Below are 25,040 nucleotides of genomic sequence, written 5' to 3'. Positions count from 1 at the left end.
TGATCGCGCCCGGGATGTTACTGATTGAGGCGCTTGTCGATCAGGCCTTGCACCACGCTCGGGTCGGCCAGGGTCGAGGTGTCGCCGAGGCTGTCGAGTTCGTTACAGGCGATCTTGCGCAGAATGCGGCGCATGATCTTGCCTGAGCGGGTTTTCGGCAAGGCCGGCGCCCACTGAATCAGGTCCGGTTTGGCGAAGCTGCCGATTTCCTTGCTGACGTGGGCCAGCAGCTCTTTCTTCAGATCGTCATTGGGCTCGGTGCCATTCATGGGGGTGACAAAGGCGTAGATGCCCTGGCCTTTGACGTCGTGGGGATAACCGACAACCGCGGCCTCGGCGATGCTGTCGTGCAGCACCAGCGCGCTTTCCACTTCGGCGGTGCCGATACGGTGGCCGGAGACGTTGATCACGTCGTCGATACGCCCGGTGATCCAGTAGTCGCCGTCCTCGTCGCGACGGGCTCCGTCACCGGTGAAGTAATAGCCGGGGTAGGGTTTGAAATAGGTGTCGACCATCCGCTGCGGGTCGCCATAGACACTGCGGATCTGCGCCGGCCAACTCGATTTGATGGCGAGCACGCCGCTGCCGGCGCCTTTGATTTCCTTGCCCTGCTCATCGAGCAGCACCGGTTGCACGCCGAACATCGGCTGTGTGGCGCAGCCTGGTTTGATCCGCTGCGCACTGACCAACGGGCTGAGCATGATGCCGCCGGTTTCGGTCTGCCACCAGGTATCGACGATGGGGCAGCGCTGTTCGCCGACCACATTGAAATACCATTCCCACGCTTCCGGGTTGATTGGCTCACCCACGCTGCCGAGTAATCTGAGGCTCTGGCGCGAAGTTTCCTTCAGCGGTTCGGCACCTTCACGCATCAACGCGCGCAGGGCGGTGGGAGCGGTGTAGAAGATGTTGACCTTGTGTTTGTCGATCACCTGCCAGAAGCGCGAACTGTTTGGATAACTCGGCACGCCTTCGAACATCAACGTGGTCGCGCCATTGGCCAGCGGGCCATAGACGATGTAGCTGTGACCGGTGACCCAGCCGACGTCGGCGGTACACCAGAACACTTCACCGTCGCGGTAGTCGAGCACGTACTTGAAGGTCATCGCCGCTTGCAGCAAGTAGCCGCCAGTTGTGTGCAGCACGCCTTTGGGTTTGCCTGTGCTGCCCGAGGTGTAAAGGATGAACAGCGGATCTTCGGCGTCCATCGGCTCTGGCGGGCAGTCGTCGCTGACATCGCGCACAGCCTGGTGATACCAGAGATCGCGGCCCTCGACCCAGTCCACATTGCCTTGGGTGCGTTCGACGACGACGACGGTGCTGACAGCCGGGCAATTTTGCAGGGCTTTATCGACGTTCTGTTTCAGCGGCACGAATTTGCCGCCGCGCACGCCTTCGTCGGCGGTAATCACGGTGCGGCAATCGGCATCGAGAATGCGGTCGCGCAGTGACTCAGGGGAAAAGCCGCCAAACACCACTGAATGAATCGCGCCGATCCTCGCGCAGGCGAGCATGGCGTAGGCTGCTTCGGGGATCATCGGCATGTAGATGCACACCCGGTCGCCTTTCTTCACACCACGGTTTTTCAGCACGTTGGCAAGCCGGCAGACGTGGTGATGAAGTTTTTTATAAGTGATTTGCGCCGACTCCGCAGGGTCGTCGCCTTCCCAGAGCAGGGCGGTCTGATCGCCGCGCTGTTCTAGATGGCGGTCGATGCAGTTGTAACTGACGTTCAGTTGGCCGCCGGCAAACCAGGAGGCTTCACCGGTTTTCAGGTCATAGCGCTGAACGGTCTGCCACGGAGTGCTCCAGTCAAGGAAGCGGGTGGCCTGTTCGGCCCAGAAAGCGCTGGGGTGTTCAATGGATTCGCGGTACAGGCGTCGGTAGTCGTCCTGACTCAACTGAGCAGCCCGGCGGACGGCATCGGCTTTGGGGAACGTGCTGATATCGAACATGACGGTTCCTTATTCTTGTTGTGCGAAGAATAAAGATGCGCCGAGGGATGAAAGGGTTCAAGTCGGATCAGAAATCTGCTGGCTGAACCTGATGTCGAACACACACAAACAACTGTAGGAGTGAGCCTGCTCGCGATAGCGCTGGGTCATTCAACATCAATGCTGAACGACACACCGCTATCGCGAGCAGGCTCACTCCTACAAGGGATCTCTGTGCCCACTGGATTTGGGTTGAGCCAAAGCCTGTGGGCCGAGCCATCCAATCAACCGCGGTGACGACCGCGGAAGTAGTTGATCAGGCCTTGGGTGGAAGGATCGTCAGCGGTCGTTTCATCGCTGCCGACCAGACGGTTGTAAACGCCTTTGCCCAGTTCCTTGCCCAGTTCCACGCCCCACTGGTCGAAGGCGTTGATGCCCCAGACCACGCTTTGCACGAACACTTTGTGCTCATACATGGCAACCAGCGCGCCGAGACGACGCGGGCTGATGCGTTCGACCACAAGGGTGTTGCTCGGACGGTTGCCCGGAATCACCTTGTGCGGTGCAATTTTGCGCACGTCTTCCTCGCTCACACCCTTCTCGCGCAGTTCGGCTTCGGCCTCCGGCAGGGTCTTGCCGAGCATCAGCGCCTGGCTCTGCGACAGGCAGTTGGCGTACAGCCACTGGTGGTGGTCGGACACCGGGTTGAAGCTGACGATCGGCACGATGAAGTCGGCCGGAATCAGTTGGGTGCCTTGATGCAACAACTGGTGGTAAGCGTGCTGACCGTTACAGCCGACGCCGCCCCAGATCACCGGCCCCGTGTCAGTCGACACCGCAGTGCCGTCCTGACGCACGCTCTTGCCGTTGGATTCCATGTCCAGTTGCTGCAAGTGCTTGGTGATGTTGCGCAGGTAATGGTCGTACGGCAGGATCGCGTGGCTTTGCGCGCCCCAGAAGTTGCCGTACCACACGCCGAGCAGCGCCAGCAGCACTGGCATGTTCTGTTCGAAGGGTGCGGTCTGGAAATGCTGGTCCATGGTGTAGGCACCGGACAGCAGTTCCTTGAAGTTGGACATGCCGATGGCCAGGGCGATCGGCAAACCGATGGCCGACCACAGCGAGTAGCGGCCGCCGACCCAGTCCCACATCGGGAAGATGTTTTCTTCACGAATACCGAACGCAATGGCGGCGGCGTTGTTGCTCGATACGGCGATGAAGTGGCGATACAGCTCGGCTTCCGAACCGCCCTGAGCCAGGTACCAGGCGCGAGCGGCCTGAGCATTTTTCAGGGTTTCGAGGGTGTTGAACGACTTCGACGAAACGATGAACAGCGTGGTTTCGGCGCGCAGCTTTTGCGTCAGCTCGTGGAACTCGCTGCCGTCGATGTTCGCCAGATAGTGGCAACGCACGCCTTTCTGCGCGTAGGACAGCAACGCTTCGGAGACCAATTCAGGGCCGAGGAACGAGCCACCGATGCCGATGTTGACCACGTCGGTGATCGGCTTCTCGGTGTAACCGCGCCACAGACCGTCGTGGATGCGGCCGACCAGATCGGTGATCTGGTTCAGAACCTTGTGGACTTCCGGCATCACATTGACGCCGTTGACCGACAACTTGTCGCCCACCGGGCGGCGCAGGGCGGTGTGCAGTGCCGGGCGGCCTTCGGACGAGTTGACGATTTCACCGTCGAACAGCGCTTTGATCGCGCCCTTCAGATCGACTTCATTGGCCAGACCCACCAACAGATTGCGGGTCTCGGCGTTGATCAAATTCTTCGAATAGTCGAGAAACAGTCCGCAGCTGCTGAGGGTGAACTGATTAAAGCGCTGCGGATCGGCGTTGAAGGCTTCGCGCATGCTGAAATCCTGCATGGCTTGGCGGTGGTCTTTCAACGCTTGCCAGGCAGGCAGAGCGGTAACGTCGTGAGGAGTGCGGTAGTACGCCATCGCTGCGGTTTTCCTTTTTACTTGAACGGCCTTTTGAACTCGGAACAGGCCAGCACGCCATGGTTGGGCGTGGGCCAACTGCGTCGACACGGTTTTTGGACACAGGGCGAATACAGTAAACCTCGCGCTGCGTTCTGTCTTGACTTTGTCTGACCCGATCCCTGTACTTTTTTAACATTGATAACGGAAATTGGCCGACAAACGGAGGGTGAACGCAATACGCGAAGGGTTTAAGCGCGGCAATAATCTTGAAATGCAATCTTCGCAACGCCGAAAACACTGTAGGAGTGAGCCTGCTCGCGATAGCGGACTGACGTTCAACAGTGATGCTGAATGTCAGGTCCTCATCGTGAGCAGGCTCACTCCTACAAGGGGGGCTGTGTTTTTAGAGAGGCGTATCGAGATTCAGGTGCAGGTTATCGATCAGCCGCGTGGTGCCCAGAAACGCCGCCACGAGAATCACCAGGTCGCGATCTTCAGCCACCGCTGGACGCAAGGTCAGGGCATGGCGAATCTCCAGGTAATCGGGGCGCAGGCCAGCGGCTTCCAGCTGTTGCAACTGTGCGCTGATCAGCGCCGGGAAATCCCGTTCACCTTGTCTGATCGACTCGGCAATCGTGCTCAGGGTGCGATAGACCACCGGCGCTACGGCACGTTGTTCTTCGCTGAGGAAACCGTTGCGCGACGACAGCGCAAGGCCATCGGCGGCACGCACGGTCGGCTCGCCGATGATCTGGATCGGCATGTTCAGGTCATGCACCAGTGCGCGGATCACCGCCAGTTGCTGGAAATCCTTCTGGCCGAAAATCGCCAGATCCGGCTGAACCATGTTGAACAGTTTGCTGACCACCGTCGCCACGCCTTCGAAGTGCCCCGGACGGCTGGCGCCGCACAGACCTTCGGAGAGGTGCGGCACGCTGACCCGGGTCTGTCCGGCCATGCCGTCGGGGTACATTTCCTCAACGGTCGGCGCGAACAGAAGCGAACAGCCAGCTTCCAACAGCTTTTCCTGATCCGCCGCCAGGGTGCGCGGATACTTGTCGAGGTCTTCGCCGGCGCCGAATTGCAGCGGGTTGACGAAAATACTGGCAACCACGAAGTCGACCCGTTGGGTGGCCTTGGTGACCAGCGCCACGTGGCCGCTGTGCAGGTTGCCCATGGTCGGCACGAAGCCGATGCGCTTGCCTTCGCTACGCGCGCGGGCTACGGCGGCGCGCAGTTCACGTACGGTTTTTACGGTGTTCATGCAGAGAATCCGTGTTCGATCCCAGGGAAAGTAACGCCTTTGACTTCGTTGACGTAGGCCTTCAGTGCGGACTGGATGCTGTCCTGACCCTGCATGAAGTTCTTCACGAACTTCGGCACGCGGCCGGTGATCGACAGGCCGAGCATGTCGTGCAGCACCAGCACCTGGCCGTCGGTATCACTACCGGCGCCGATGCCGATGACCGGAATCTTCACCGCCTGGCTGATTTCCGCAGCCAGTTCGCTGGGCACGCATTCGAGCAGCAGCATCGAAGCACCGGCCTGTTCCAGCGAGATCGCGTCGGCACGCATCTGTCGCGCCTGGTTCTCGTTGCGGCCCTGCACTTTATAGCCGCCGAGAATGTTCACCGCTTGCGGGGTCAGACCCATGTGCGCGCAGACCGGCACACCGCGTTCGGCGAGCAAACGGATCGATTCGGCCAGCCACAGCGCACCTTCGACCTTGATCATGTGCGCGCCGGCCTGCATCAGCATGGCGCTGTTGGTCATGGTTTGTTCGAGGGTGGCGTTGGCCATGAATGGCAAGTCGGCCAGGATCAGGGCGTCGGTGTTGCCGCGTTTGACGCAAGCGGTGTGGTAGGCCATTTCCGCGGTGGTCACCGGCAATGTGCTGTCATGACCTTGCAGGACCATACCGAGGGAGTCGCCCACCAGCAGCACTTCGACACCGGCCTCGTTGCAGGCGTGGGCGAAGGTCGCGTCATAGCAGGTCAGCATGGTGATCTTTTCACCTTTCTGCTTGAGGCTCTGGAGCGTGGTCAGGGTGATGGCTGGCATGTAAAAAATCCTCGTTCAGGCGCTCTGGAAACTACTGCGAGTAACGCGCGTGATTCTTCATCTACTCAGGCGCACGCTCTTTTGTCGTGCTTATAAGGCCTGGATTGCGCCCGTATGTGCCGGGTTGGCGGCAGCGGGACGCCTATAGTCGTGAGGAGAACCTAGGAAGTCAATTGCGTGTGTTACCGCGTTGTTACGAGGGGAGTGTTACCGGCGTTACTGATGCGATTCAGCGCGGCGGCGGGGCTGAATCGAGGCTCTTTTGTCCGACAAAAAACGAATACGGAACATCGCTTTTGTGGCGAGGGGATTTATCCCCGATGGCTGCGACGCGGCCCCAAAATGGTAGTACGCATTAGTCAGTCACAGCGCATTTGCCGGTTTTGCGACGGCTGCGCAGCCGATCGGGGATAAATCCCCTCACCACAAAAGCCTGCACCCAAGGGGAATGGGTGTCAGGCGTGAGGGAGGCGTTCCAGGCCGACGAACGGGCAGGCGGCCAGCAGCTCGGTGAGCGTGCGGCCATCGGCCAGACGCAGTTCTTCAGGCGCTAGCTCGGCGAGGGGATAGAGGACGAACGCACGTTCCTGAATTTGATAATGCGGGACTTTCAGCCGTGGTTCGTCGATCAGCAGATCACCGAACAGCAGAATATCCAAATCCAGCGTCCGCGGCCCCCAGCGTTCCAGGCGTTCACGGCCTTGATCATTCTCGATGGCTTGCAAGGCATCCAGCAAATCCAGCGGCGCAAGATCGCTGTCAACCGCTGCAACCGCATTGGTGTAACGCGGTTGGCCCGGCAGCAACGAGTCGCTTTGGTAGAAGGCTGAAACGCCTGCGAGTGTGGTCTGTGGCAATTGCCCCAGCGCCTCAATGGCGCTGCGCAACTGTTCGGCGGGGGCAGCCAAATTGCTGCCCATGCCGATGTAGATACGTTCCATGCCTTACTCGCCCGATGCGCTCGGAGCACCGGCGGTGCGCTTGCGCTTGGAACCGCTGCTGCGGCGACGCTTGCGCGGAGCACCGCTGGCGTCATCACCTTTGCCGCTCAGATCACGGATCATGTCGCGACGTTCGCTGTCGTTGGCATCCTGATAATCGGTCCACCATTCGCCCAGACCGTCAGTCTCCTCGCCAGCGCTTTCACGCAGCAGCAGGAAATCGTAACCGGCGCGGAAACGTGGGTTGTCGAGCAACAGATCGGCACGTTTGCCGCTGCGACGAGGCAGGCGTTCCTGCATGTCCCAGATTTCGCGGATCGGCATGGTGAAGCGCTTCGGAATCGCGATGCGCTGGCACTGTTCGGCAATCAGCTCGTGAGCGGCTTCCTGCATCGCCGGAATCGGCGGCATGCCACGTTCTTGCAGACGCAGTACACGGGCCGGCAGGGCAGGCCAGAGCATGGCGGCAAACAGGAACGCCGGGGTGACCGGTTTGTTCTGCTTGATCCGCAGATCTGTGTTGGTCAGCGCTTCACTGATCAGCGTGTGGGTGTATTCCGGGTTGTATTCCAGTGCGTCGGCACTGGCCGGGAACAGCGGAGCGAACAGCTGCAGATCGACCAGCATTTCGAAGGTGATCGCGCCATGCCCCGAAAGGAACAGCTTGAGCACTTCTTCGAACAGGCGTGCCGACGGGATCTCGCGCAGCATCGGCGCCAATTCGCGGATCGGCTGAACGGTATGCTTCTCGATGCCGAAATTGAGCTTGGCGGCAAAACGCACGGCCCGCAGCATGCGCACCGGGTCTTCCTGGTAGCGTTGCTTGGGGTCGCCGATCAGACGAATCAGGTGATTGCGGATGTCGTGTACGCCATTGGCGTAATCGAGAATGCGCTCGCTGACCGGATCGTAATACAGGGCGTTGATGGTGAAGTCGCGGCGCTGCGCGTCTTCTTCCAGGGTGCCGTAGACGTTGTCGCGCAGAATCCGCCCGCTTTCGTTACGCGAAGACTGGTTGCTGTCCTCGTCGTCTTCGTTGACCGGGTGATTGGCGCGGAATGTCGCGACTTCGATGATTTCGCGACCGAAGTGGATATGCACCAGTTTGAAGCGCCGTCCGATGATTCGCGCATTGCGGAATTCGGCACGGACTTGCTCAGGGGTGGCGCTGGTGGCAACGTCGAAATCCTTGGGCGTGATGCCCAACAGCATGTCACGCACGCAACCGCCTACCAGATAGGCTTGGTAACCGGCGCCCTGCAAGCGTTCGACGATATTGACCGCGTAGCGGCTGAATTGCGTTTTCTGCAGCGAGTGTTGACCGCTGTTGAGCACTTCAGGGGTGCTACGGATGTGTTGCGTACGACGCACGGGAGTTCGGAATGACTGGAACAACTTCTTCAGCATGGGATGCACTGTTTGAAGGAATGTTCGGCCATACCAAAGAATGACCGCATGATGGGCGCAGATTCTAGCATTTAGTCGGGGGATGGTGTAGGACGCAGCCGTTTTACGCTGCAAGCCGCGGGCTACAGGCGTCTCGAGCCTTGAAAATGTGGGGGATTTTGCCGGGAGGGAGAAACTACAAGGGGAGCCGAAGCTCCCCAAGAAGTAGTTGCGTGCTCTTTTTATTATTGATTCGGGCTTCTTGTTTTTGTTGAGTGCCCTCGTCATGAAGCTTTTCCTTCATGACCCTCCCAATCGGGAGCCAAGAGCAAACGGATTGCTTTGGTCGCTGAATTGCAGTGATCTCTCGATCCAACCAGTACAGGCTCTGTCTTAGGACAGTTTTTGTTGTTCTCGGCCTGGTCGTGGGGCAAGCCCCAAATACAACGCCTCTCCAAAAGAATCAGTTAGCTGCGCCTCTCGCCGTCTTGTTTTTATTGTGCGTGAGTCGATTCGTCTTATTTTTATTGTCTTGTGCATTGCTTGTTATTGTTCTTGTACCAAACATATAGCAGGGGGCGTGCCAACTTTTGCGAAACCCAATAAAACAAGGGGTTAGGTCGATATAACCGTTTTTGAGGGGCGAAAAAAAGCCGAGGTTTCGTTACCGATAACCCCGGCTTCTGTTACGTGAAAAGACTGAGGTAACAGTTTTTTCACCGCTTCATGCGTTACCCGCACACTCGACAGGTAACGTTCAGCTCTCGCTGGCGACCCCGGTCTTGCGCCGTGGGATGCCCAGGCGCTGACGGCGTTCCCACAGGCATTTACGGCTGACGCCCAGTTTGCGCGCCAGTTCGGTCTCGGTCATGTGATCCTGGTGCTCAAGCACGAAGTGCTGGAAGTAGTCTTCCAGCGACAGATCTTCGGTCGGTTCATGGCTGCTGTTGCTGGTGTTACCCGCCGTCTGTGGCGGCAGACCGATGAACTCGTCGTCTTCCAGATCGCTCAGCTCGATATCGATGCCCAGCAGGTCGGCGGAAATTTCCGGGCTCTCGCTCAGAATCACCGCACGCTCGACAGCGTTCTCCAGCTCTCGCACGTTACCCGGCCAGGAATAGTGACGGATCGCCTGTTCGGCATCCGCGGCAAATTTCAGGTCGGTACGGTTGATGCGCGCACTCTGGCGGGCGAGGAAGGCCGTCGCGATTTCGTTGACGTCGGCGCCACGCTCGCGCAGGGCCGGCAGCTTCAACGCGATCACGTGAAGACGGTAATAAAGGTCTTCGCGGAACTGGCCGATTTTCGCCAGGCTCTTCAGATCGCGGTGGGTCGCGGCGATCAAACGCACATCGACCTTTTGCGACTGAACGGAGCCAACCCGGCGAATCTCGCCTTCCTGCAACACCCGTAGCAGACGGGCCTGGGCTTCCAGCGGCAATTCGCCGATTTCGTCGAGGAACAACGTGCCGCCGTCCGCCGCTTCCACCAGACCGGCACGCCCGGCGCTGGCGCCAGTGAACGCGCCTTTCTCGTGGCCGAACAGTTCGGATTCGATCAGGCTTTCCGGGATGGCCGCGCAGTTCACCGAGATCATCGGCGCCTTGGCGCGTTTCGACAGGTTGTGCAGGGCGCGGGCAACCAGCTCTTTACCGGTGCCGGACTCGCCCTGAATCAGGACATTGGAGTCGGTCGGCGCGACTTTGCGGATCTTGCTGTACAGATCCTGCATTGGCGGGCAGGAACCGATAATGCCGATTTCGCCGTTGCTGTTGTCGACGGCGGCTTTGCCGCTGCCATTGGCGGTTTTACCGGTAACAACTTCGCCTGCAGCTGGCGCCGATTGACGGTCACGAAGGATCCGCGCGACGGCCTGAAGCATTTCATCGTGGTCGAAAGGCTTGGCGATGTAGTCCACCGCGCCCATCTTCATCGAGTCGACCGCCGAGCGCAGGCTGGCGTAACTGGTCATGATCAGCACCGGCGTGCCCTGACCAAGCTTGATCAGCTCGGTACCCGGCGCACCCGGCAGGCGCAGATCGCTGACGATCAGATCGAACGTAGGAATGGTGAAGCGTTCTTGTGCTTCCTGCACTGAACCGGCTTCGCTGACCTGGTACTGGTTGCGTTCCAGCAGGCGGCGCAAGGCGGAGCGGATAATTGTTTCGTCTTCGACGATCAAAATGTGCGGCATTGATTCGATACTCTCGACGGTCTCAGTTCACAGCGGACGTCGCTTCGACATGACGCGGTAAGGTCACCCGGATACGGGTGCCGCGTTGGCTTTGTACATCAGCCGGGCTGTCGATGGTGATTTGTCCATAATGCTCTTCAACGATGGAATAGACCAGTGCAAGGCCCAGACCGGTGCCTTCGCCAGGATCCTTTGTGGTGAAGAAGGGTTCGAACAATCGGTCCATGATGTTCTTCGGAATACCGCTGCCTTCGTCTTCGACGATCAGATCGACCGTGTGTTCGCCGGCTTCACTCTTGACCCGCACCGCACTGCCCGCAGGCGAGGCATCACGGGCGTTGGAGAGCAGATTGATCAATACCTGGGCGAGCCGCTGGGGGTCGCCTTCGACCCAGTGATCCGGGTCGCACAGGTTGTAGAACTGCACTTCGAAGTTGCGTCGGTTCAGGGCCAGCAGGCCGATGGCATCCTGGGCCACTTCCGCCAGACAAACGGGCTCGTCGCTGTGCTGATGGCTGCCGGCGTGGGCAAAACTCATCAGCGACTGAACGATGCGGGACACGCGTTTGGTCTGTTCGAGAATCTGCCCGCTGATCTCGGTCAGTTCGTCGTCTTCTTCGCGCTCTTCGCGCAGGTTCTGCGCCAGACAGGCGATGCCGGTGATCGGGTTGCCGATTTCGTGAGCCACACCCGCTGCCAGGCGACCGATGCTCGCCAGGCGTTCGGAGTGCACCAGTTTGTCTTCGAGCATCTGGGTTTCGGTCAGATCTTCCACCAGTAACACCAGGCCGCTGTTACCCGGCGCCAGCGGTTCATCAATCGCGGCTTTGTGCAGGTTCAGCCAGCGGGTCTGGCCATCGAGCGCCAGGTGCTGTTTGTGCAAATGCTCGTCAGGCAAGTTGATGAAGCCTTGCAGCAATTCTTTCCACGGCTCGCCGATGGTACTCAAACGAGAGCCGACCACGCGCTGCGCGGCGATCCCGGTCAGCTCCTCCATGGCCTTGTTCCACATCAGGATCTCTTGATCCTTGGCCAGCGAGCAAACACCCATCGGCAGTTCCTGCAAGGTCTGGCGGTGGTAGCGGCGCAGGGCGTCGAGTTCAGCGGCTAAACCTGTGAGGCGCGAGTGGTAATCCTCGAGGCGGCTTTCGATGAAATGAATGTCTTCGGTGACATAGTTTTCGCCGCCGGCCTTGTACGGCAGGAAGGTTTCGACCATGTCCTGAGCCACGCTCGGGCCCATCAGGCCGGAAAGGTTGGCTTCGATGCGGTCACGCAGACGGCGCAAGGCATAAGGGCGGCGTTCGTCGAACGGCAGATAAAGGTCTCGCAGCGCTTGCTCGACTTCTTTCTGCGCAGCCTTGGCACCCAGTGGTTTGGCCAACTGCGTGGCGAACTCCTGAGGCGAGGCGGCGTGCAGTTCTCGGCGTTGCGGGCGGCGCACGTTATCCACAGCGCAGGCTTCGGCGGCGCTGGCTTCTTCGGGACTGGCGTTGGTAAACAGCGAGATCAGGGTGAACATCAATACGTTGGCGGCCAGTGACGCGATGGCAGCCATGTGCCAACTGGTGTCGTCCAGCACGTAAATCATGTTCAGCAGCGGAATGTAGAAACCCTGCAGATTGCCGACCAGCGGCAACAGCATGGTGATCACCCAGACCAGAATTCCGGCCAGCAGACCGGCAATGAAGCCACGACGGTTGGCGGTCGGCCAGTACAGCACCGACAGCACGCCCGGCAGGAATTGCAGCGTCGCGACGAAGGCAACGATGCCGAGATTGGCCAGATCCTGTCCGGCGCCGAGCAGCAGATAGAAGCAGAAACCGGCCATGATGATCGCGACGATCAGCGCCCGGCGCGTCCATTTCAGCCAGCGGTAGATGTTGCCTTCGGCCGGTGGCTGATAAAGCGGCAGCACCAGGTGGTTCAGGGCCATGCCCGACAACGCCAGGGTGGTGACGATGATCAGCCCGCTGGCCGCTGACAGGCCGCCAACGTAGGCGAGCAATGCCAAAGGCTTGCTGTTGGCGGCAATGCCGATGCCGAGGGTGAAGTATTCCGGGTCGGTGGTGGCGCCCAGCTTGAGGCCGGCCCACAGGATCAGCGGCACCGCCAGACTCATCAACAACAGGAACAGCGGCAGGCCCCAACTGGCACTCACCAGTGAGCGCGGGTTGAGGTTCTCGGTAAAGGTCATGTGATACATGTGCGGCATCACGATCGCCGAGGCGAAGAACACCAGCAGCAGCGTGCGCCACGGGCCTTCCTGCAACGGCGTGTGCAATGCGGCGAGGGCGGTCTGGTTTTGCAGCAGCCAGAGTTCCAGCTGTTGCGGGCCGTCGAACACGCCATAGAGGGCGTACAGGCCAACGCCGCCGAGGGCGATCAGTTTGATCACCGACTCAAAGGCAATCGCGAACACCAGCCCTTCGTGTTTCTCGCGGGTGGCGATGTGGCGCGAGCCAAAGAAAATCGTGAACAAAATGATCAGCGCACAGAACGCCAACGCCACGCGACTCTGAATCGGCTCGCCCGTGAGAATGCCGATGGAGTCGGCCACGGCCTGAATCTGCAATGCCAGCAACGGCAATACGCCGATCAGCATGAAAATCGTGGTCAGTGCCCCGGCCCAGGTACTGCGAAATCGGAAGGCGAACAGATCCGCCAGCGACGACAGTTGATAGGTGCGGGTAATTTTCAGAATCGGATAGAGCAACACCGGCGCCAGCAGAAACGCGCCGGATACGCCGAGATAACTCGAAAGAAAGCCGTAACCGTACTGATAGGCCAGGCCCACCGTGCCGTAGAACGCCCAGGCACTGGCATAGACCCCCAGCGACAGGGTGTAAGTCAACGGGTGGCGAATGATCGCCCGGGGGATCATGCCCCGTTCGCTGATCCAGGCTACACCGAACAGCACCGCCAGGTAGGCGGCGCTGACCAGAATCATCTGGGTCAGGCTAAAGCTCATCGGCATCTTTTTGGCTCTGCAGGATGAAGGTCACGACAATCAGGATCAGCCAGAGCAGATAGGGGCGATACCAGGCGCCCGTAGCGTCGATCCACCAATCCATGATGGCGGGAGAAAACAGATAGATCCCCACGACCAAAAGCAGGACCAAGCGATAGATGTACATCCCGGCCTCTCTTTTTTATGCGCGTGCCCGAAAACGTGCGGCGATGGTAACGGATGGCGGCGCGACTGCAAGTGTCGTCATCGCAGTTGCGCTTCGGGCAGGGTCAGTGTGCGCGGGATCTTCGTTGCATCCCAGTGGGTGCTGCCCCAGTTGAGCAATTCCTGTGGTGTCGCATGTGCCAGTTCGGCGCCGGGGTTTTGCCCCAGTGCGCGCAAGGCCCGCAGCAGCAACGGCGTGGCTTGGTCGGCTTCCAGCGGCGGCGAGCGGTAGGACTTGCCGAGCTTGTTGCCGTCCGGCTGGGTGATCAAAGGCAGGTGCAGATAACGCGGCTGACGCAGGCCCAACAGTTCTTGCAGATAGAGCTGGCGTGGCGTGGAGTCGAGCAGGTCGGCGCCGCGCACGATGTCGGTAATGCCTTGCCAGGCATCGTCGAGCACCACGGCCAATTGATAGGCATAGAGGCCGTCGCGACGGCGAATCACGAAGTCGCCGACATCACGGCCCAGATGCTGTCGGTATTCGCCCTGCACCCGATCGATGAAGTGGTATTCGAGTTCCGGCACGCGCAGGCGGATTGCCGCGTCCTGCTGGTCGTGGCCGGCATTGCGGCACAGCCCTGGATAAATCCCGTCATAGGGCTCCAGCTGTTTGCGCGAGCAGGTGCACGCGTAGGCCAGGCCATGATTGAACAGGCTATTGAGCACTTCGGCATACGCGTCGTGCCGATCACTTTGGCGCACCATCTCGCCGTCCCATTCGAAACCGTAACTTTCCAGCGCCTTGAGGATCGCCGCTTGCGCACCGGGTTCTTCACGGGGCGGATCGAGATCTTCCATGCGCACCAGCCAACGTCCGCCAACCGAACGTGCATCAAGATAAGAGGCGAGGGCGGCAACCAGCGAACCGAAGTGCAAGTGGCCACTGGGGGTTGGGGCGAAGCGGCCGATGTAGGCGGGGGATGTTTTGGCAGTCATGGAGACGAAACTACTTTTCAGGCTATACGCAGGTCAACCTGTAGGAGTGAGCCTGCTCGCGATAGCGGTGTGACATTCAACACCGATATTGACCGACCCACCGCTATCGCGAGCAGGCTCACTCCTACAAAAGGCAAGGGCAAAAGGCAAAAGGCAGAAACAAAAACGGAGCGTTCGCACGCTCCGTTTTTCGTTCAGGTCGAGATTACTTGCCGACCTGCTTTTCCTTGATTTCCGCCAGGGTCTTGCAGTCGATGCACAGATCCGCGGTAGGACGGGCTTCGAGACGTTTGACGCCGATCTCGATGCCGCAGGACTCGCACCAGCCGTATTCTTCGTCCTGGATCAGCTCCAGCGTCTTGTCGATCTTCTTGATCAACTTGCGCTCGCGGTCGCGGGCGCGCAGTTCGAGGGCGAATTCCTCTTCCTGACTGGCACGGTCTGCCGGGTCAGGGAAGTTGGCTGCTTCGTCCTTCATGTGATCAACAGTACGGTCGACTTCCTGCATCAAGTCCTGTTTCCACTTGTTCAGGATCTTGGTGAAGTGCGCGCGCATCGGGGCGCCCATGTACTCTTCACCAGCCTTCGGAACGTAGGGTTCGAAGCCACTGATTGTCTGATTCTGCTGTTGCTTTGCTTGGGTGGGCATGAAATGGACCGCCTCTACTCTTGTAATCCATTGCGCAGGATTGCTCCATCACCGACACCTGCCGGCCCTGCGGCTGCAAGCGGGCGAACTTACCAGATCAATTCGGCCTGCGCTACTCCCGGATGTCGAGGCCCCGGCGGGTGGCGCTTGCAAATGTTTGGCAAGCCGTGTCTGGCGGTGTGGGAGACCTGTTCAATCACTGATTTTAGTCAATCCTGGAGGGTACGCTTGTGTCATTACATTCCAGAGTTCTTGAGGCTGTGACCGCTACGGGTTCTCGCTCGTTCCGGCAGATGGGTAGAATCGTTTCTTTTTTCCCGTCGAAGGAAGGCCAATGGCTCAGCCCTACAGTGCGCGCAGTCGTGCGATCGAACCGTTCCATGTGATGGCGCTGCTGGCGCGGGCCAACGAGTTGCAGGCTGAAGGTCACGACGTGATCCACCTGGAAATCGGCGAGCCGGACTTCACCACGGCCGAGCCGATCATCCGTGCCGGGCAAGCGGCGCTGACCGCGGGCAAGACCCGTTACACCGCGGCGCGCGGCATTCCTGAACTGCGCGAGGCGATTTCCGGGTTTTATCAATCGCGCTATGGCCTGAATATCGATCCGCGGCGGATTCTGATCACTCCGGGCGGCTCCGGCGCCTTGTTGCTCGCCAGCGCGTTGTTGGTCGATCCCGGCAAACACTGGCTGTTGGCAGACCCGGGCTATCCGTGCAACCGGCACTTCTTGCGCCTGGTCGAAGGCGCGGCGCAGTTGGTTCCTGTAGGGCCGGACGTGCGTTATCAACTGACCCCTGATCTGGTCGAGCGCCATTGGGATCACGACAGCGTCGGTGCATTGGTTGCCTCGCCGGCCAATCCGACCGGGACGATCCTCACCCGCGATGAACTGGCCGGGTTATCCACAGCCATCAAGGCGCGGCACGGGCATCTGGTGGTGGACGAGATCTATCACGGCCTGACTTATGGCACTGACGCGGCAAGTGTTCTGGAGGTCGATGACAGTGCTTTTGTCCTCAACAGCTTCTCCAAATATTTCGGCATGACCGGTTGGCGTCTCGGCTGGCTGGTCGCGCCGGATGCGGCGGTGAGTGAGCTGGAGAAACTCGCGCAGAACCTCTACATCAGCGCGCCGAGCATGGCCCAGTACGCCGCGCTGGCCTGTTTCGAGCCGGACACCATTGCGATTCTCGAAGAGCGCCGCGCCGAGTTCGGACGTCGCCGGGACTTTCTCCTTCCGGCATTGCGTGCGTTGGGATTCAACATCGCCGTTGAACCCGAGGGTGCGTTCTATTTGTATGCAGATATCAGCCAGTTCGGCGGCGATGCCTTCGCGTTCTGTCGTCATTTCCTCGAAACCGAACACGTTGCGTTCACGCCGGGACTGGATTTTGGCCGCTATCATGCCAGCCACCATGTGCGTTTTGCCTACACGCAAAACCTCCCTCGCTTACAGGAAGCGGTGGAGCGGATTGCGCGTGGCTTGAAGAGTTGGCAAGGCTGATGCGTTTCTTTCCTCCTCTGGAAGAGGCGCGGCTGATTCGACGTTACAAGCGTTTTCTTGCCGATATCGAAACCGTTGGCGGCGAGTTACTGACGATTCACTGCCCGAATACTGGCTCGATGCTCAACTGTCAGGTCGAGGGCGGGCAGGTCTGGTTCAGTCGCTCCAATGACCCGAAACGCAAGTTGCCAGGCACTTGGGAGATCGGCGAAACCCCACAGGGTCGATTGTTTTGTGTGAACACCGGGCGAGCCAACGGGCTGGTGGAAGAAGCCTTGCAGGCCGGCGTCATCAGCGAGTTGAACGGGTTCACCGCGTTGAAGCGCGAGGTGGCTTACGGGCAGGAAAAAAGCCGCATCGACTTTCGCCTCGAATACCCCAGCGGCCCCGCTTATGTCGAAGTGAAAAGCGTCACCCTGGGCTTCGATGGCACGAATGTAGCGGCGTTTCCCGATGCGGTAACCCAGCGTGGCGCCAAGCATCTGCGTGAGCTGGCGCATCTGGCGCGGGACGGGATTCGTGCGGTGCAGTTGTACTGCGTGAACCTCACCGGGATTGAAGCGGTGCGTCCTGCGGTGGAAATCGATTCGGCCTACGCCGATGCCTTGCGCGAAGCGGTGGCCTGTGGCGTTGAAGTCCTGGCTTACGGTGTGCGGCTCAACCATGAGGAAATGGTAATCGACCGGCGACTGGACGTACTGCTCAACGGTTAAACATCGACCCACAGGCCCTGTGCATCTTCGCGGCAACCTATAGCTATCAGCGCTTGCCCGGCGCAGGGCCCGGAAACGCACTCGCCGTCCTCGATCAGAAACAGTGCGCCGTGGGTGGCGCACTGGATCAGGCTGTTGCTCGGGTCGAGAAACTGGTCGGGGTGCCATTCCAGGCGCACACCGCGATGCGGGCAGCGATTCAGGTAGACATACGCCTGACCGTTGCGGCGTACGGCGAACAGGTTTTTCCCGCCGATCTCAAACCCCCGACTGCCGGCCTCGGCCAGATCGGCACCCGCGCACAGAAACTTCATGGTTATCCTCTAGCGTCTGCTCGTGTCCGGATATGTCCGAGCTTGACGTTTAAATGCAAACAATTATCAAATGGCGGCCTTCACCTGCAGGCGCCTGCCAGATGCCGAGGATACTTGGCCTGTCATCCGGACGCCCGGGAAACCTTGTTCAAGGAAGCTGTGTATGCGCCTGAGTACCCGCGTCGCTGTGCTCTGTGTCGGACTTTTCGCCAGCCACATGGCGGCAGCAGCCGACGTGCCGCAACGCTGGGTCAGTGCCGGCGGTGCGCTGTCGGAGTGGGTCAGTGCGTTGGGCGGCGAATCAAAACTGGTCGGCGTCGATAGCACCAGCCAGCATCCTGCGTCTCTGAAAGCGCTGCCGAGCATCGGTTATCAGCGCAGCCTTTCCGCCGAGGGCATTCTCAGCCTGCGTCCGGACATCCTCATCGGCACTGAAGAAGTCGGTCCGCCCCCCGTGATTGCCCAAGTGAGGGCGGCCAAGGTTCAGGTGGAGTTGTTCTCGGCCCAGCCGGATCTGCCAACGCTGGAAAAAAACGTCACTCATCTTGGGCAGTTGCTCGGTGCTGAAGAGCAGGCCACTCAGTTACTGCAACGTTATCAACAGCAACTCGACGCGCAGAAAGCGCGGGTAAGTGAAGCGCAGTCCAAACACAAATCGCCGGGTGTTCTTATGTTGCTGGGACACGCCGGGGGCAAACCGCTGATCGCCGGCAAGGACACCGCCGCCGACTGGCTGCTGCAAAAGGCGGGCGGGCATAACCTGGCGACTCACACCGGTTACAAACCATTCTCCGTGGAATCCCTTGCCAACCTTGATCCTGAAGTGCTGGTATTCGCCGACCGGGCGTTGACCGGGGAGGCGGCGAAGACTGCACTGTTCAAGGAAAACCCTATTCTCAATTCAAGCCGTGCGGCCAAGGACGGGCGTGTTCTTGAGCTCGATCCGACCTTGTTGGTCGGCGGGCTCGGGCCGCGACTGCCGGCGGCGTTGGAAACCCTGACTGACGGTTTCTACCCAGCCAAGAGTGGCCAATGACCACACTGCTCAAACCCCGTGGCCTGTTCATCGGCCTGACACTCCTGTGCCTGCTGTCAATCTGGTTATCGCTGGCGCTGGGGCCTGTCAGTTTGCCGTTGTTCGATACGCTGCGCGCGGCGTTGCGCCTGATCGGTGTGCCGCTGGCTCCGGAAGGCCTGGAGCAGGCTGAGCTGATTCTCGGGCAGATTCGTCTGCCGCGAACGCTGCTCGGGCTGGCAGTTGGCGGCGTGCTGGCCTTGTCGGGCGTGGCGATGCAGGGACTTTTTCGTAACCCGCTGGCGGATCCGGGGCTGGTCGGAGTTTCCAGTGGCGCGGCGTTGGGCGCCGCGATTGCGATTGTCGGCGGCTCGTTTTTTGGCGGTTTACCGGAGTGGTTCGGGCCTTATCTGTTATCGGTGTGCGCGTTTCTCGGCGGGCTCGGGGTGACGGCGCTGGTTTATAGACTCGGCCGGCACAACGGGCAAACCCATGTCGCGACCATGTTGCTGGCGGGGATTGCGCTGACCGCGCTGGCCGGTTCGGCGGTCGGGCTGTTCACCTATCTGGCGGACGACGCGACCCTGCGCACGCTGACGTTCTGGAATCTCGGCAGCCTCAATGGCGCCAGTTACGCGCGGTTGTGGCCGTTGTTGATCATCAGCGCCGGCGTTGCGCTGTGGTTGCCGCGTCGGGCGAAAGCATTGAATGCCTTGTTGCTCGGTGAGTCGGAGGCCGGACATTTGGGAATTGATGTCGAGCGGCTCAAGCGTGAGTTGGTGTTCTGTACCGCGTTGGGTGTCGGTGCGGCGGTGGCTGCAGCAGGGATGATCGGGTTTGTCGGGCTGGTGGTGCCGCATCTGGTGCGCTTGCTTGCTGGCCCCGATCATCGTGTGTTGCTGCCGGCCTCAGTGCTGGCCGGGGCGAGCCTGTTGTTGCTGGCCGACCTGGTGGCGCGTCTGGCGCTGGCACCGGCGGAGTTACCGATCGGTATCGTCACAGCGTTTATCGGCGCGCCGTTCTTCCTTTATCTGCTGCTGCGAGGACGTGCCTGATGTTGCGTGCGCACAATCTGCATATCCGTCGCGGCCGCAAAACTGTGCTCAGCGAGGTTACCCTGCAACTCGAGCCGGGCGAAGTGCTTGGCGTGCTGGGGCCGAACGGCGCCGGTAAAAGTACCTTACTGGGTGCCTTATGCGGTGAACTGGCGCCAAGTGAAGGCGAAGTCTCGCTTGATGGCCAGCCGTTGGCGCAGTGGACGGGCACGCAACGCGCCCAGCGATTGGCCGTGTTACCGCAGGTTTCCACGCTGGATTTCGCCTTTCGCGTTGAAGAAGTGGTCGGTATGGGCCGGTTGCCTTATCAAAGCGGTCGGGTACGCGATGACGAGATTGTCGCCGCAGCACTGGCGGCCGCGGATGCCGGGCATCTGAGTGGGCGCAGCTATCTGGCATTGTCGGGTGGTGAGCGCCAGCGCGTGCATCTGGCGCGGGTGCTGGCGCAGCTCTGGCCGGGGCAGGCGGGGCAATCGCTGCTGCTGGATGAACCAACCTCGATGCTTGATCCACTGCATCAACACACCACTTTGCAGGCCGTGCGCGAGTTTGCCGATCGCGGCGCGGCAGTGATGGTGATCCTGCATGATCTGAATCTGGCTGCGCGTTATTCTGATCGCGTGTTGCTGCTGGAGGGCGGGCGCCCGGTTGCGCTGGACACGCCGCAGCAAGTGTTGCGGCCGGACCTGCTCAAAGCCGTGTTCGGTCTCGAAGTATTGGTGCAGCCGCACCCGGAGCGTGGGCATCCGCTGATCATCGCCCGCTGACTTTCTCATTGAGGTGATTGCATGCGAGTAATGTGGCTGTTGGCGCTGTTGCTGCTCGCGGGGTGTCAGCATGTTGCCGCGCCACCGCCGGTCAGTGGCGAGATTCGTGACATGCACAGCGGTCAGGTGCTGACAGCGCAGCAACTGCTCAAGCGTCTTGCTGAGCCGCAGCGAGTGATCATCGGCGAGCAGCATGACAATACCGATCACCACACCGCGCAGTTATGGCTGTTGCGGTCTCTTGGCGAACAGCGGCCGCAGGGCAGCCTGTTGCTGGAAATGCTCACGCCGGATCAGCAGCCGAAGGTTGATGCGCTGCGCCGTTCGGCTTCTCCGCCTGCCGACCTCCCCGGTGCGTTGGCCTGGCAGGACGGCTGGGACTGGAGTCTCTATGGGCCGATTGTTCGCTTCGCCCTCACACAGCCGTTTCCGCTGATGGCGGCGAATCTGGAGAACAACGAAATCCGCAGCTTTTATCGCCATCCATACGGTTTGCGGGGTGAGCGCAGCAATGCTCAATCGGTGAAAACTGTTTTGCTGGAGCAGATCAGCGATTCCCACTGTGGCCTGCTGCCGGAGTCGCAGATGCCGGCGATGCTGGCGGTTCAGCAACAACGCGATCGGCGCATGGCTGAGCGTTTGTTGGCTGCGCCCACACCGTCGTTGCTGCTGGCGGGTGCCTGGCATGCACGCAAGGATGTCGGTGTGCCGCTGCATGTTTTGGATCTGGGCGCTACCCAGGCTCCTACAGTGCTGATGCTGGCGGAGCAGGGCGCCGAGGTTACGGCGGCGATGGCCGATTACGTCTGGTACACCCCGGCCATGCCCAAGCGTGATGACTGCGAAGAAATGCGCAAACAGTTCGGCAAGTGACTTTTCCACAGGCAAAAAAAGACCCGGTAGAAACCGGGTCAAATAACCGTGATTAGCCTGATGAGGAGATAATCTGAGAGTCCGAACCAAGGGCTTTTCAGAATATCGACTGATCTCGCGACCAGTTGTGATAATCATAGCGATTCTCATTACCTAGTCAACTCTGTTTTTTCCATTTGCCTGATTTAATCTCGGGATTGGCCGGAATGCCCCGGAAAACGGGGACTTAAAACTGGGTTTTGACTGCAGTCAGTTGAGTGATCTGGCCGTTGAGCTGGCTGATGCGCCGCGCCATACTTTCGATCAGGCTGTGGGCGATCTTCGGATTGCTGCGGGTCATGCTCAAAAACTGATCACCGGGAATCAACATTACCGTGCTCGCTTCGCGGGCAATTACCGTGGCATTACGTGGCTCCCCCGTGAACACCGCCATCGCGCCAAAAATCTCATCCTTGGGCACTTCGCCGACCTTGTGTCCATCGACAAAGGCTTCGGCATGCCCATCAATAATCACAAACACGTGATCGGCGACATCGCCCTGGTGAATCAGTACCTCACCGGCCTCGACCCGTTTGAAACCGTTGATACTGCGAAACTCCCGCGGTTTCAGTTCGGCTACGGCGTGGGCGAGGAGTGCCATTTGGCCCAGCAGGTACTCGAGAAATTGGTTCGCCCGGTTGGTGTCGGCATACAAATGCCGGAACACGTCGCTGCGGCGGTAGGGCAGCAAGCGCAACGGTCCTTCACTGCACAGACGGCAATCGCCCCATGCATCACCCTGCTGTAGGCCGATCAAGTCACCTTCCTGCCAATAGAACAGTGCTCGTGCACCGACGTACCCGTTGATTACACCTTCCGTCAGCAGAAACAACTGATCGCCGGGCAACTGCGCCATCAAGTCATCAGCCGTCTCCAGCTCAATCACCGGGCCGCACGGCACGAGGTCTTCCAGCCACTGTGCAGGCAAATTCTGCAAACGGTTGATCAGTGCGTCGGCAAATGCCGATTGTTCCCCAAGCAGGTACATGACGGTCAGCGCCCGTTCAGTTCTTGTGACGTGAGGAAATGGCTTCGAGTTGCTTGTTCAAGGCGTCCTTGCGCTCGGCGGGGATGTCGTTCCAGTGAACATCCATCAATGCGCCTTCGATCGCATACAACAACACCTTCGATGCGCGAAACCCGCGGGTACGCACGGCCCGGTAGGCGTCCACCGCGCCCAGGCGACGCAAGTCCGAGGCGCTGTGGATGCCCACGGCATGCAGCCATTGCGCCGACGTCTTGCCAAGATTCTTCAGGTGTTGCAGTTCATCATTCATCAAGCCTCCTTGCGACGGCCGAATGGTGCGTGGGCGAGCTTCTCAGGAGTGTAGCCATCAGTAGGAAAAGCGTGGTTGTTTGGTCGGATTCAACGCAAACGCTTCTAAGAACGGTCGCAATTTTCTGCAGGATAGGCGGGTGGGGAGGGATGCCATGGTGCGGGAAAAATCCGCGCAGCAAGCAATCCAGCGCAAAGCGGGGGCGCTGGACAGATCAGGCAGAAGCGCTTAGCGAGTGCGATAACGCAGGCGAGTACCGAAGTTCATCGACATCAGAATCTCGTCAGCGCTCAGCTCCGGCGGAAAGTACGCACCGGAAATCTGTGCGTGGGCCAGGCTTGCACCTTCCAGCGATGCGTTGCGGAAATCAATGCCACGCAAATCGGCGGAACGGAAATACGCGTCCCGGAAATCCACGCCATCGGCGTTCAGTTCACGCAGGTCGAGGCCACGGAAGTCGCCGCCGACCATATCGATCGGCCCGTCTTGCGGACGTTCCTTGTTGAAACCTGTGATGTCATCTTTGTGTAGCAAGGCATACAGCGGGGTGTCGAGAAGTTTCGGCTGGCTCATGTCACATCACCTGTTGGTTTTATGACGCCAGTATAGTGCCACTATTTGGCAGCCGTGAAGCCAGCGAGGCCTTCACGGCTGAAATAGTTTTTTACAGACCAGGCAGGCGTTGACGGATCTGCGCCACCACGGTGTCCAGCGTGCCGGATTCATTGGTCTGCACGCGTTTGCTGCGCAGGATCTCTTCCGGCGTCAGTGCTTCGCGATTGGCCTGCTGAGCTTCTATCACTGCCAGCGTGGCGTCGGACGGATCCTGTTTGTCTGCCTGACGAATCGCCAGCCAGCTCTCGATCACCGCTTGCGGCGCGTTGCAGTCGAGAATCAGGAACGGCGTGCCGGTGGCTTCGGCGACTTGAGCCGCGCTGTCACGTTGCTCGCGCTTGAGGTAAGTGGCGTCAATCACCACCGGGAACCCGGCGTGCAGGATCACGTCAGCGATTTCATGTAGGCGCGTGTAGGTCTTGGCGCTTGCGTCGGCACTATAAATGCCGGCCTGTACATCATTGGCGACGGTTTGCTCGCCGAACAGACGCTTGCGCTCAACATCGGAGCGCAGACGGATCGCCCCCAGCGCTTCGACCAGACGCATGGCCACGTGGCTCTTGCCGACAGCGGAAACGCCGTGGGTGATCGCCATGAAGCGCGAAGGAATGGTGCTGTAGCTTTCCGCCAGGTTGGCGTAGTTGCGGTACTGGCGCAGGGTGGTGGCGCGCTGCACCGGGGTTGCGTCTGCCGGCATGCTGAACAGCGCTACTTTTGCGCGAACCAGTGCGCGGTAGGCTTTATAGAAGTTCAGCACTTCCAGGCCTTGGTAGTCGCCGGTCAGTTCCAGATATTGGCTGATGAAGCGGCGGGCCAGGGATTTCAGGCCGCGATCTTCCAGGTCCATCGCCAGGAAGCCAGTGTCAGCCCAGACGTCGGTGAAGCGGAACGGTTCGTTGAACTCGATGCAGTCGAAGATCACCACTTTACCGTCGATGACGGTGGCATTACCCAGGTGGATGTCACCGTGGCATTCGCGGGTAAAACCTTCGGCCTTGCGCTGAGCGAACAGCGGCTTGAGACGCTCGAAGCTGCTTTCGGCCCAGGCCTTCAGAGCTTCGAGTTGCAACAGATCGTTTTTGTCGCTGAGGAATGGCAGGATCTGTTCGAAGTTTTGCGATACCGGCGCCATCACGCTGGCCGGGGTGCCGGCGTCGTGCTCGGCTGGAACTTTTGGCGCGGTGATGTGGAACTTGGCGATCTGCTCGGCCATTTCATCGATGTGTTGGGTGGTCAGCTCGCCGTTGGCTTGCAGGGTGCTGAGCAAACCGGTCTGCGGGAACTGACGCATTTTCAGCACGTATTCGATGGCGGGGCCGTCGCCGCCCAGTTGTGGCGCTTCGACGCTGCCGGTGACTGGCAGCACTTCCAGATACAAATCGTCGGTCAGACGCTGGTTCAGGCGCAGCTCTTCGCCGCAAAAGTGTTCGCGTTGTTCCAGGTTAGTGAAGTCGAGGAAACCGAAATTCACGGGCTTCTTCACTTTATAAGCAAAGGGGCCGGTGAGAATCACCCACGAGATATGGGTTTCGATGACCTGGAACCCTTCGACGGGGTGCGGGTAGAGGGCCGGGTTTTGCAGGGCAGCGATCAGTGACTGGCTCACGGGCGATCCTTCAGAGACTGGGGGAAATTCGAGGTCGCCATTATGGCCGCTC

22 protein-coding genes are annotated in these 25,040 nt (G+C 59.8%); 6 read left to right on the top strand and 16 right to left on the bottom strand.

What is annotated here, in order from left to right; all coding sequences use genetic code 11:
* Positions 1-17: 17 nt before the first annotated feature.
* The 11 genes from acs to dksA form a co-directional block, all read right to left on the bottom strand.
* Complete coding sequence (acs, locus tag PSH79_RS23370) at positions 18-1,955, bottom strand: acetate--CoA ligase (protein ID WP_305439837.1); 1,938 nt, start codon at positions 1,953-1,955, stop codon at positions 18-20.
* A 263-nt stretch (positions 1,956-2,218) separates the two neighbouring features.
* Positions 2,219-3,883 (bottom strand): glucose-6-phosphate isomerase, encoded by a 1,665-nt coding sequence (gene pgi, locus PSH79_RS23365; protein ID WP_305439836.1) that lies wholly within the window; start codon positions 3,881-3,883, stop codon positions 2,219-2,221.
* A 385-nt stretch (positions 3,884-4,268) separates the two neighbouring features.
* The gene (panC, locus tag PSH79_RS23360) at positions 4,269-5,129 is read right to left on the bottom strand and encodes a pantoate--beta-alanine ligase (RefSeq protein ID WP_305439835.1); all 861 of its coding nucleotides are present in this window, start codon (positions 5,127-5,129) and stop codon (positions 4,269-4,271) included.
* Positions 5,126-5,926, bottom strand: a complete 801-nt coding sequence (gene panB / locus PSH79_RS23355; RefSeq protein WP_305439834.1) for a 3-methyl-2-oxobutanoate hydroxymethyltransferase — start codon at positions 5,924-5,926, stop codon at positions 5,126-5,128. Before panB ends, panC begins: the two co-directional genes overlap by 4 nt.
* Before the next feature lie 455 nt (positions 5,927-6,381).
* Complete coding sequence (folK, locus tag PSH79_RS23350) at positions 6,382-6,867, bottom strand: 2-amino-4-hydroxy-6-hydroxymethyldihydropteridine diphosphokinase (RefSeq protein WP_305439832.1); 486 nt, start codon at positions 6,865-6,867, stop codon at positions 6,382-6,384.
* A gap of 3 nt (positions 6,868-6,870) precedes the next feature.
* A complete protein-coding gene (locus PSH79_RS23345) occupies positions 6,871-8,274 on the bottom strand; it encodes a polynucleotide adenylyltransferase PcnB (RefSeq protein WP_305439831.1) in 1,404 nt (467 codons plus the stop codon).
* A 736-nt stretch (positions 8,275-9,010) separates the two neighbouring features.
* Positions 9,011-10,447 carry a sigma-54 dependent transcriptional regulator gene (locus PSH79_RS23340; RefSeq protein ID WP_305439829.1) on the bottom strand — a complete coding sequence of 479 codons (1,437 nt, stop codon included), beginning with the start codon at positions 10,445-10,447 and terminating at the stop codon, positions 9,011-9,013.
* A 22-nt stretch (positions 10,448-10,469) separates the two neighbouring features.
* Complete coding sequence (locus PSH79_RS23335) at positions 10,470-13,424, bottom strand: sensor histidine kinase (protein ID WP_305439827.1); 2,955 nt, start codon at positions 13,422-13,424, stop codon at positions 10,470-10,472.
* The gene (locus PSH79_RS23330; protein WP_003176118.1) at positions 13,408-13,584 is read right to left on the bottom strand and encodes a hypothetical protein; all 177 of its coding nucleotides are present in this window, start codon (positions 13,582-13,584) and stop codon (positions 13,408-13,410) included. The genes PSH79_RS23335 and PSH79_RS23330 overlap by 17 nt, the downstream gene beginning before the upstream one ends.
* Before the next feature lie 77 nt (positions 13,585-13,661).
* Positions 13,662-14,558: a tRNA glutamyl-Q(34) synthetase GluQRS gene (gene gluQRS, locus PSH79_RS23325; protein WP_305439826.1), complete on the bottom strand. Its 897-nt coding sequence runs from the start codon at positions 14,556-14,558 to the stop codon at positions 13,662-13,664.
* Positions 14,559-14,763: 205 nt separating this feature from the next.
* Entirely contained in the window at positions 14,764-15,207 is a 444-nt protein-coding gene (gene dksA / locus PSH79_RS23320) for an RNA polymerase-binding protein DksA (protein WP_305439825.1), read from the bottom strand.
* Between the two features lie 334 nt (positions 15,208-15,541).
* Between dksA and PSH79_RS23315 the strand changes: the two genes are divergently transcribed.
* Both PSH79_RS23315 and sfsA read left to right on the top strand, forming a co-directional pair.
* Positions 15,542-16,714: a pyridoxal phosphate-dependent aminotransferase gene (locus PSH79_RS23315; protein ID WP_305439824.1), complete on the top strand. Its 1,173-nt coding sequence runs from the start codon at positions 15,542-15,544 to the stop codon at positions 16,712-16,714.
* Positions 16,714-17,427 carry a DNA/RNA nuclease SfsA gene (gene sfsA / locus PSH79_RS23310; protein ID WP_305439823.1) on the top strand — a complete coding sequence of 238 codons (714 nt, stop codon included), beginning with the start codon at positions 16,714-16,716 and terminating at the stop codon, positions 17,425-17,427. The genes PSH79_RS23315 and sfsA overlap by 1 nt, the downstream gene beginning before the upstream one ends.
* Here sfsA and PSH79_RS23305 read toward each other — a convergent pair.
* Complete coding sequence (locus tag PSH79_RS23305; protein WP_305439821.1) at positions 17,424-17,741, bottom strand: Rieske (2Fe-2S) protein; 318 nt, start codon at positions 17,739-17,741, stop codon at positions 17,424-17,426. The genes sfsA and PSH79_RS23305 overlap by 4 nt on opposite strands.
* Positions 17,742-17,904: 163 nt before the next feature.
* Here PSH79_RS23305 and PSH79_RS23300 point away from each other — a divergent pair, with 163 nt between their 5' ends.
* Genes PSH79_RS23300 through PSH79_RS23285 form a run of 4 tightly spaced genes read left to right on the top strand, consistent with a single transcriptional unit; the run spans position 17,905 to position 21,451 of the window.
* Complete coding sequence (locus PSH79_RS23300) at positions 17,905-18,777, top strand: hemin ABC transporter substrate-binding protein (protein ID WP_305439819.1); 873 nt, start codon at positions 17,905-17,907, stop codon at positions 18,775-18,777.
* 50 nt (positions 18,778-18,827) lie between these two features.
* Positions 18,828-19,811, top strand: a complete 984-nt coding sequence (locus PSH79_RS23295) for an iron ABC transporter permease (protein ID WP_305444070.1) — start codon at positions 18,828-18,830, stop codon at positions 19,809-19,811.
* Complete coding sequence (locus PSH79_RS23290) at positions 19,811-20,578, top strand: heme ABC transporter ATP-binding protein (protein WP_305439817.1); 768 nt, start codon at positions 19,811-19,813, stop codon at positions 20,576-20,578. Before PSH79_RS23295 ends, PSH79_RS23290 begins: the two co-directional genes overlap by 1 nt.
* Before the next feature lie 21 nt (positions 20,579-20,599).
* A complete protein-coding gene (locus PSH79_RS23285; protein WP_305439816.1) occupies positions 20,600-21,451 on the top strand; it encodes a ChaN family lipoprotein in 852 nt (283 codons plus the stop codon).
* A 226-nt stretch (positions 21,452-21,677) separates the two neighbouring features.
* Here the strand turns inward: PSH79_RS23285 and PSH79_RS23280 are convergent, their stop codons facing one another.
* From PSH79_RS23280 to PSH79_RS23265, 4 genes are all read right to left on the bottom strand, one after another.
* The gene (locus tag PSH79_RS23280; RefSeq protein ID WP_305439814.1) at positions 21,678-22,478 is read right to left on the bottom strand and encodes a Crp/Fnr family transcriptional regulator; all 801 of its coding nucleotides are present in this window, start codon (positions 22,476-22,478) and stop codon (positions 21,678-21,680) included.
* A gap of 16 nt (positions 22,479-22,494) precedes the next feature.
* Positions 22,495-22,767 (bottom strand): TfoX/Sxy family protein, encoded by a 273-nt coding sequence (locus tag PSH79_RS23275; RefSeq protein ID WP_003228231.1) that lies wholly within the window; start codon positions 22,765-22,767, stop codon positions 22,495-22,497.
* A 228-nt stretch (positions 22,768-22,995) separates the two neighbouring features.
* Entirely contained in the window at positions 22,996-23,340 is a 345-nt protein-coding gene (locus PSH79_RS23270; protein ID WP_007909940.1) for a pentapeptide repeat-containing protein, read from the bottom strand.
* 91 nt (positions 23,341-23,431) lie between these two features.
* A complete protein-coding gene (locus PSH79_RS23265) occupies positions 23,432-24,988 on the bottom strand; it encodes a bifunctional aminoglycoside phosphotransferase/ATP-binding protein (RefSeq protein ID WP_305439811.1) in 1,557 nt (518 codons plus the stop codon).
* Positions 24,989-25,040 lie beyond the last annotated feature (52 nt).

Source organism: Pseudomonas sp. FP2196, from assembly GCF_030687715.1.
GTDB lineage: Bacteria > Pseudomonadota > Gammaproteobacteria > Pseudomonadales > Pseudomonadaceae > Aquipseudomonas.
Note: the sequence above shows the minus strand (reverse complement) of the source record. Positions and strands in the feature narration are given on the sequence as shown.

Bases quoted from the DNA above. Each gene is read 5' to 3' on its own strand.
- PSH79_RS23340 (WP_305439829.1), bottom strand. From the start codon at position 10,447: ATGCCGCACATTTTGATCGTCGAAGACGAAACAATTATCCGCTCCGCC.
- PSH79_RS23270 (WP_007909940.1), bottom strand. From the start codon at position 23,340: ATGAGCCAGCCGAAACTTCTCGACACCCCGCTGTATGCCTTGCTACAC.
- PSH79_RS23335 (WP_305439827.1), bottom strand. From the start codon at position 13,424: ATGCCGATGAGCTTTAGCCTGACCCAGATGATTCTGGTCAGCGCCGCC.
- PSH79_RS23345 (WP_305439831.1), bottom strand. From the start codon at position 8,274: ATGCTGAAGAAGTTGTTCCAGTCATTCCGAACTCCCGTGCGTCGTACG.
- panB (WP_305439834.1), bottom strand. From the start codon at position 5,926: ATGCCAGCCATCACCCTGACCACGCTCCAGAGCCTCAAGCAGAAAGGT.
- PSH79_RS23305 (WP_305439821.1), bottom strand. From the start codon at position 17,741: ATGAAGTTTCTGTGCGCGGGTGCCGATCTGGCCGAGGCCGGCAGTCGG.
- PSH79_RS23315 (WP_305439824.1), top strand. From the start codon at position 15,542: ATGGCTCAGCCCTACAGTGCGCGCAGTCGTGCGATCGAACCGTTCCAT.
- dksA (WP_305439825.1), bottom strand. From the start codon at position 15,207: ATGCCCACCCAAGCAAAGCAACAGCAGAATCAGACAATCAGTGGCTTC.
- panC (WP_305439835.1), bottom strand. From the start codon at position 5,129: ATGAACACCGTAAAAACCGTACGTGAACTGCGCGCCGCCGTAGCCCGC.
- PSH79_RS23285 (WP_305439816.1), top strand. From the start codon at position 20,600: ATGCGAGTAATGTGGCTGTTGGCGCTGTTGCTGCTCGCGGGGTGTCAG.
- PSH79_RS23330 (WP_003176118.1), bottom strand. From the start codon at position 13,584: ATGTACATCTATCGCTTGGTCCTGCTTTTGGTCGTGGGGATCTATCTG.
- PSH79_RS23290 (WP_305439817.1), top strand. From the start codon at position 19,811: ATGTTGCGTGCGCACAATCTGCATATCCGTCGCGGCCGCAAAACTGTG.
- pgi (WP_305439836.1), bottom strand. From the start codon at position 3,883: ATGGCGTACTACCGCACTCCTCACGACGTTACCGCTCTGCCTGCCTGG.
- folK (WP_305439832.1), bottom strand. From the start codon at position 6,867: ATGGAACGTATCTACATCGGCATGGGCAGCAATTTGGCTGCCCCCGCC.
- sfsA (WP_305439823.1), top strand. From the start codon at position 16,714: ATGCGTTTCTTTCCTCCTCTGGAAGAGGCGCGGCTGATTCGACGTTAC.
- PSH79_RS23300 (WP_305439819.1), top strand. From the start codon at position 17,905: ATGCGCCTGAGTACCCGCGTCGCTGTGCTCTGTGTCGGACTTTTCGCC.
- acs (WP_305439837.1), bottom strand. From the start codon at position 1,955: ATGTTCGATATCAGCACGTTCCCCAAAGCCGATGCCGTCCGCCGGGCT.
- gluQRS (WP_305439826.1), bottom strand. From the start codon at position 14,558: ATGACTGCCAAAACATCCCCCGCCTACATCGGCCGCTTCGCCCCAACC.
- PSH79_RS23275 (WP_003228231.1), bottom strand. From the start codon at position 22,767: ATGAATGATGAACTGCAACACCTGAAGAATCTTGGCAAGACGTCGGCG.
- PSH79_RS23280 (WP_305439814.1), bottom strand. From the start codon at position 22,478: ATGTACCTGCTTGGGGAACAATCGGCATTTGCCGACGCACTGATCAAC.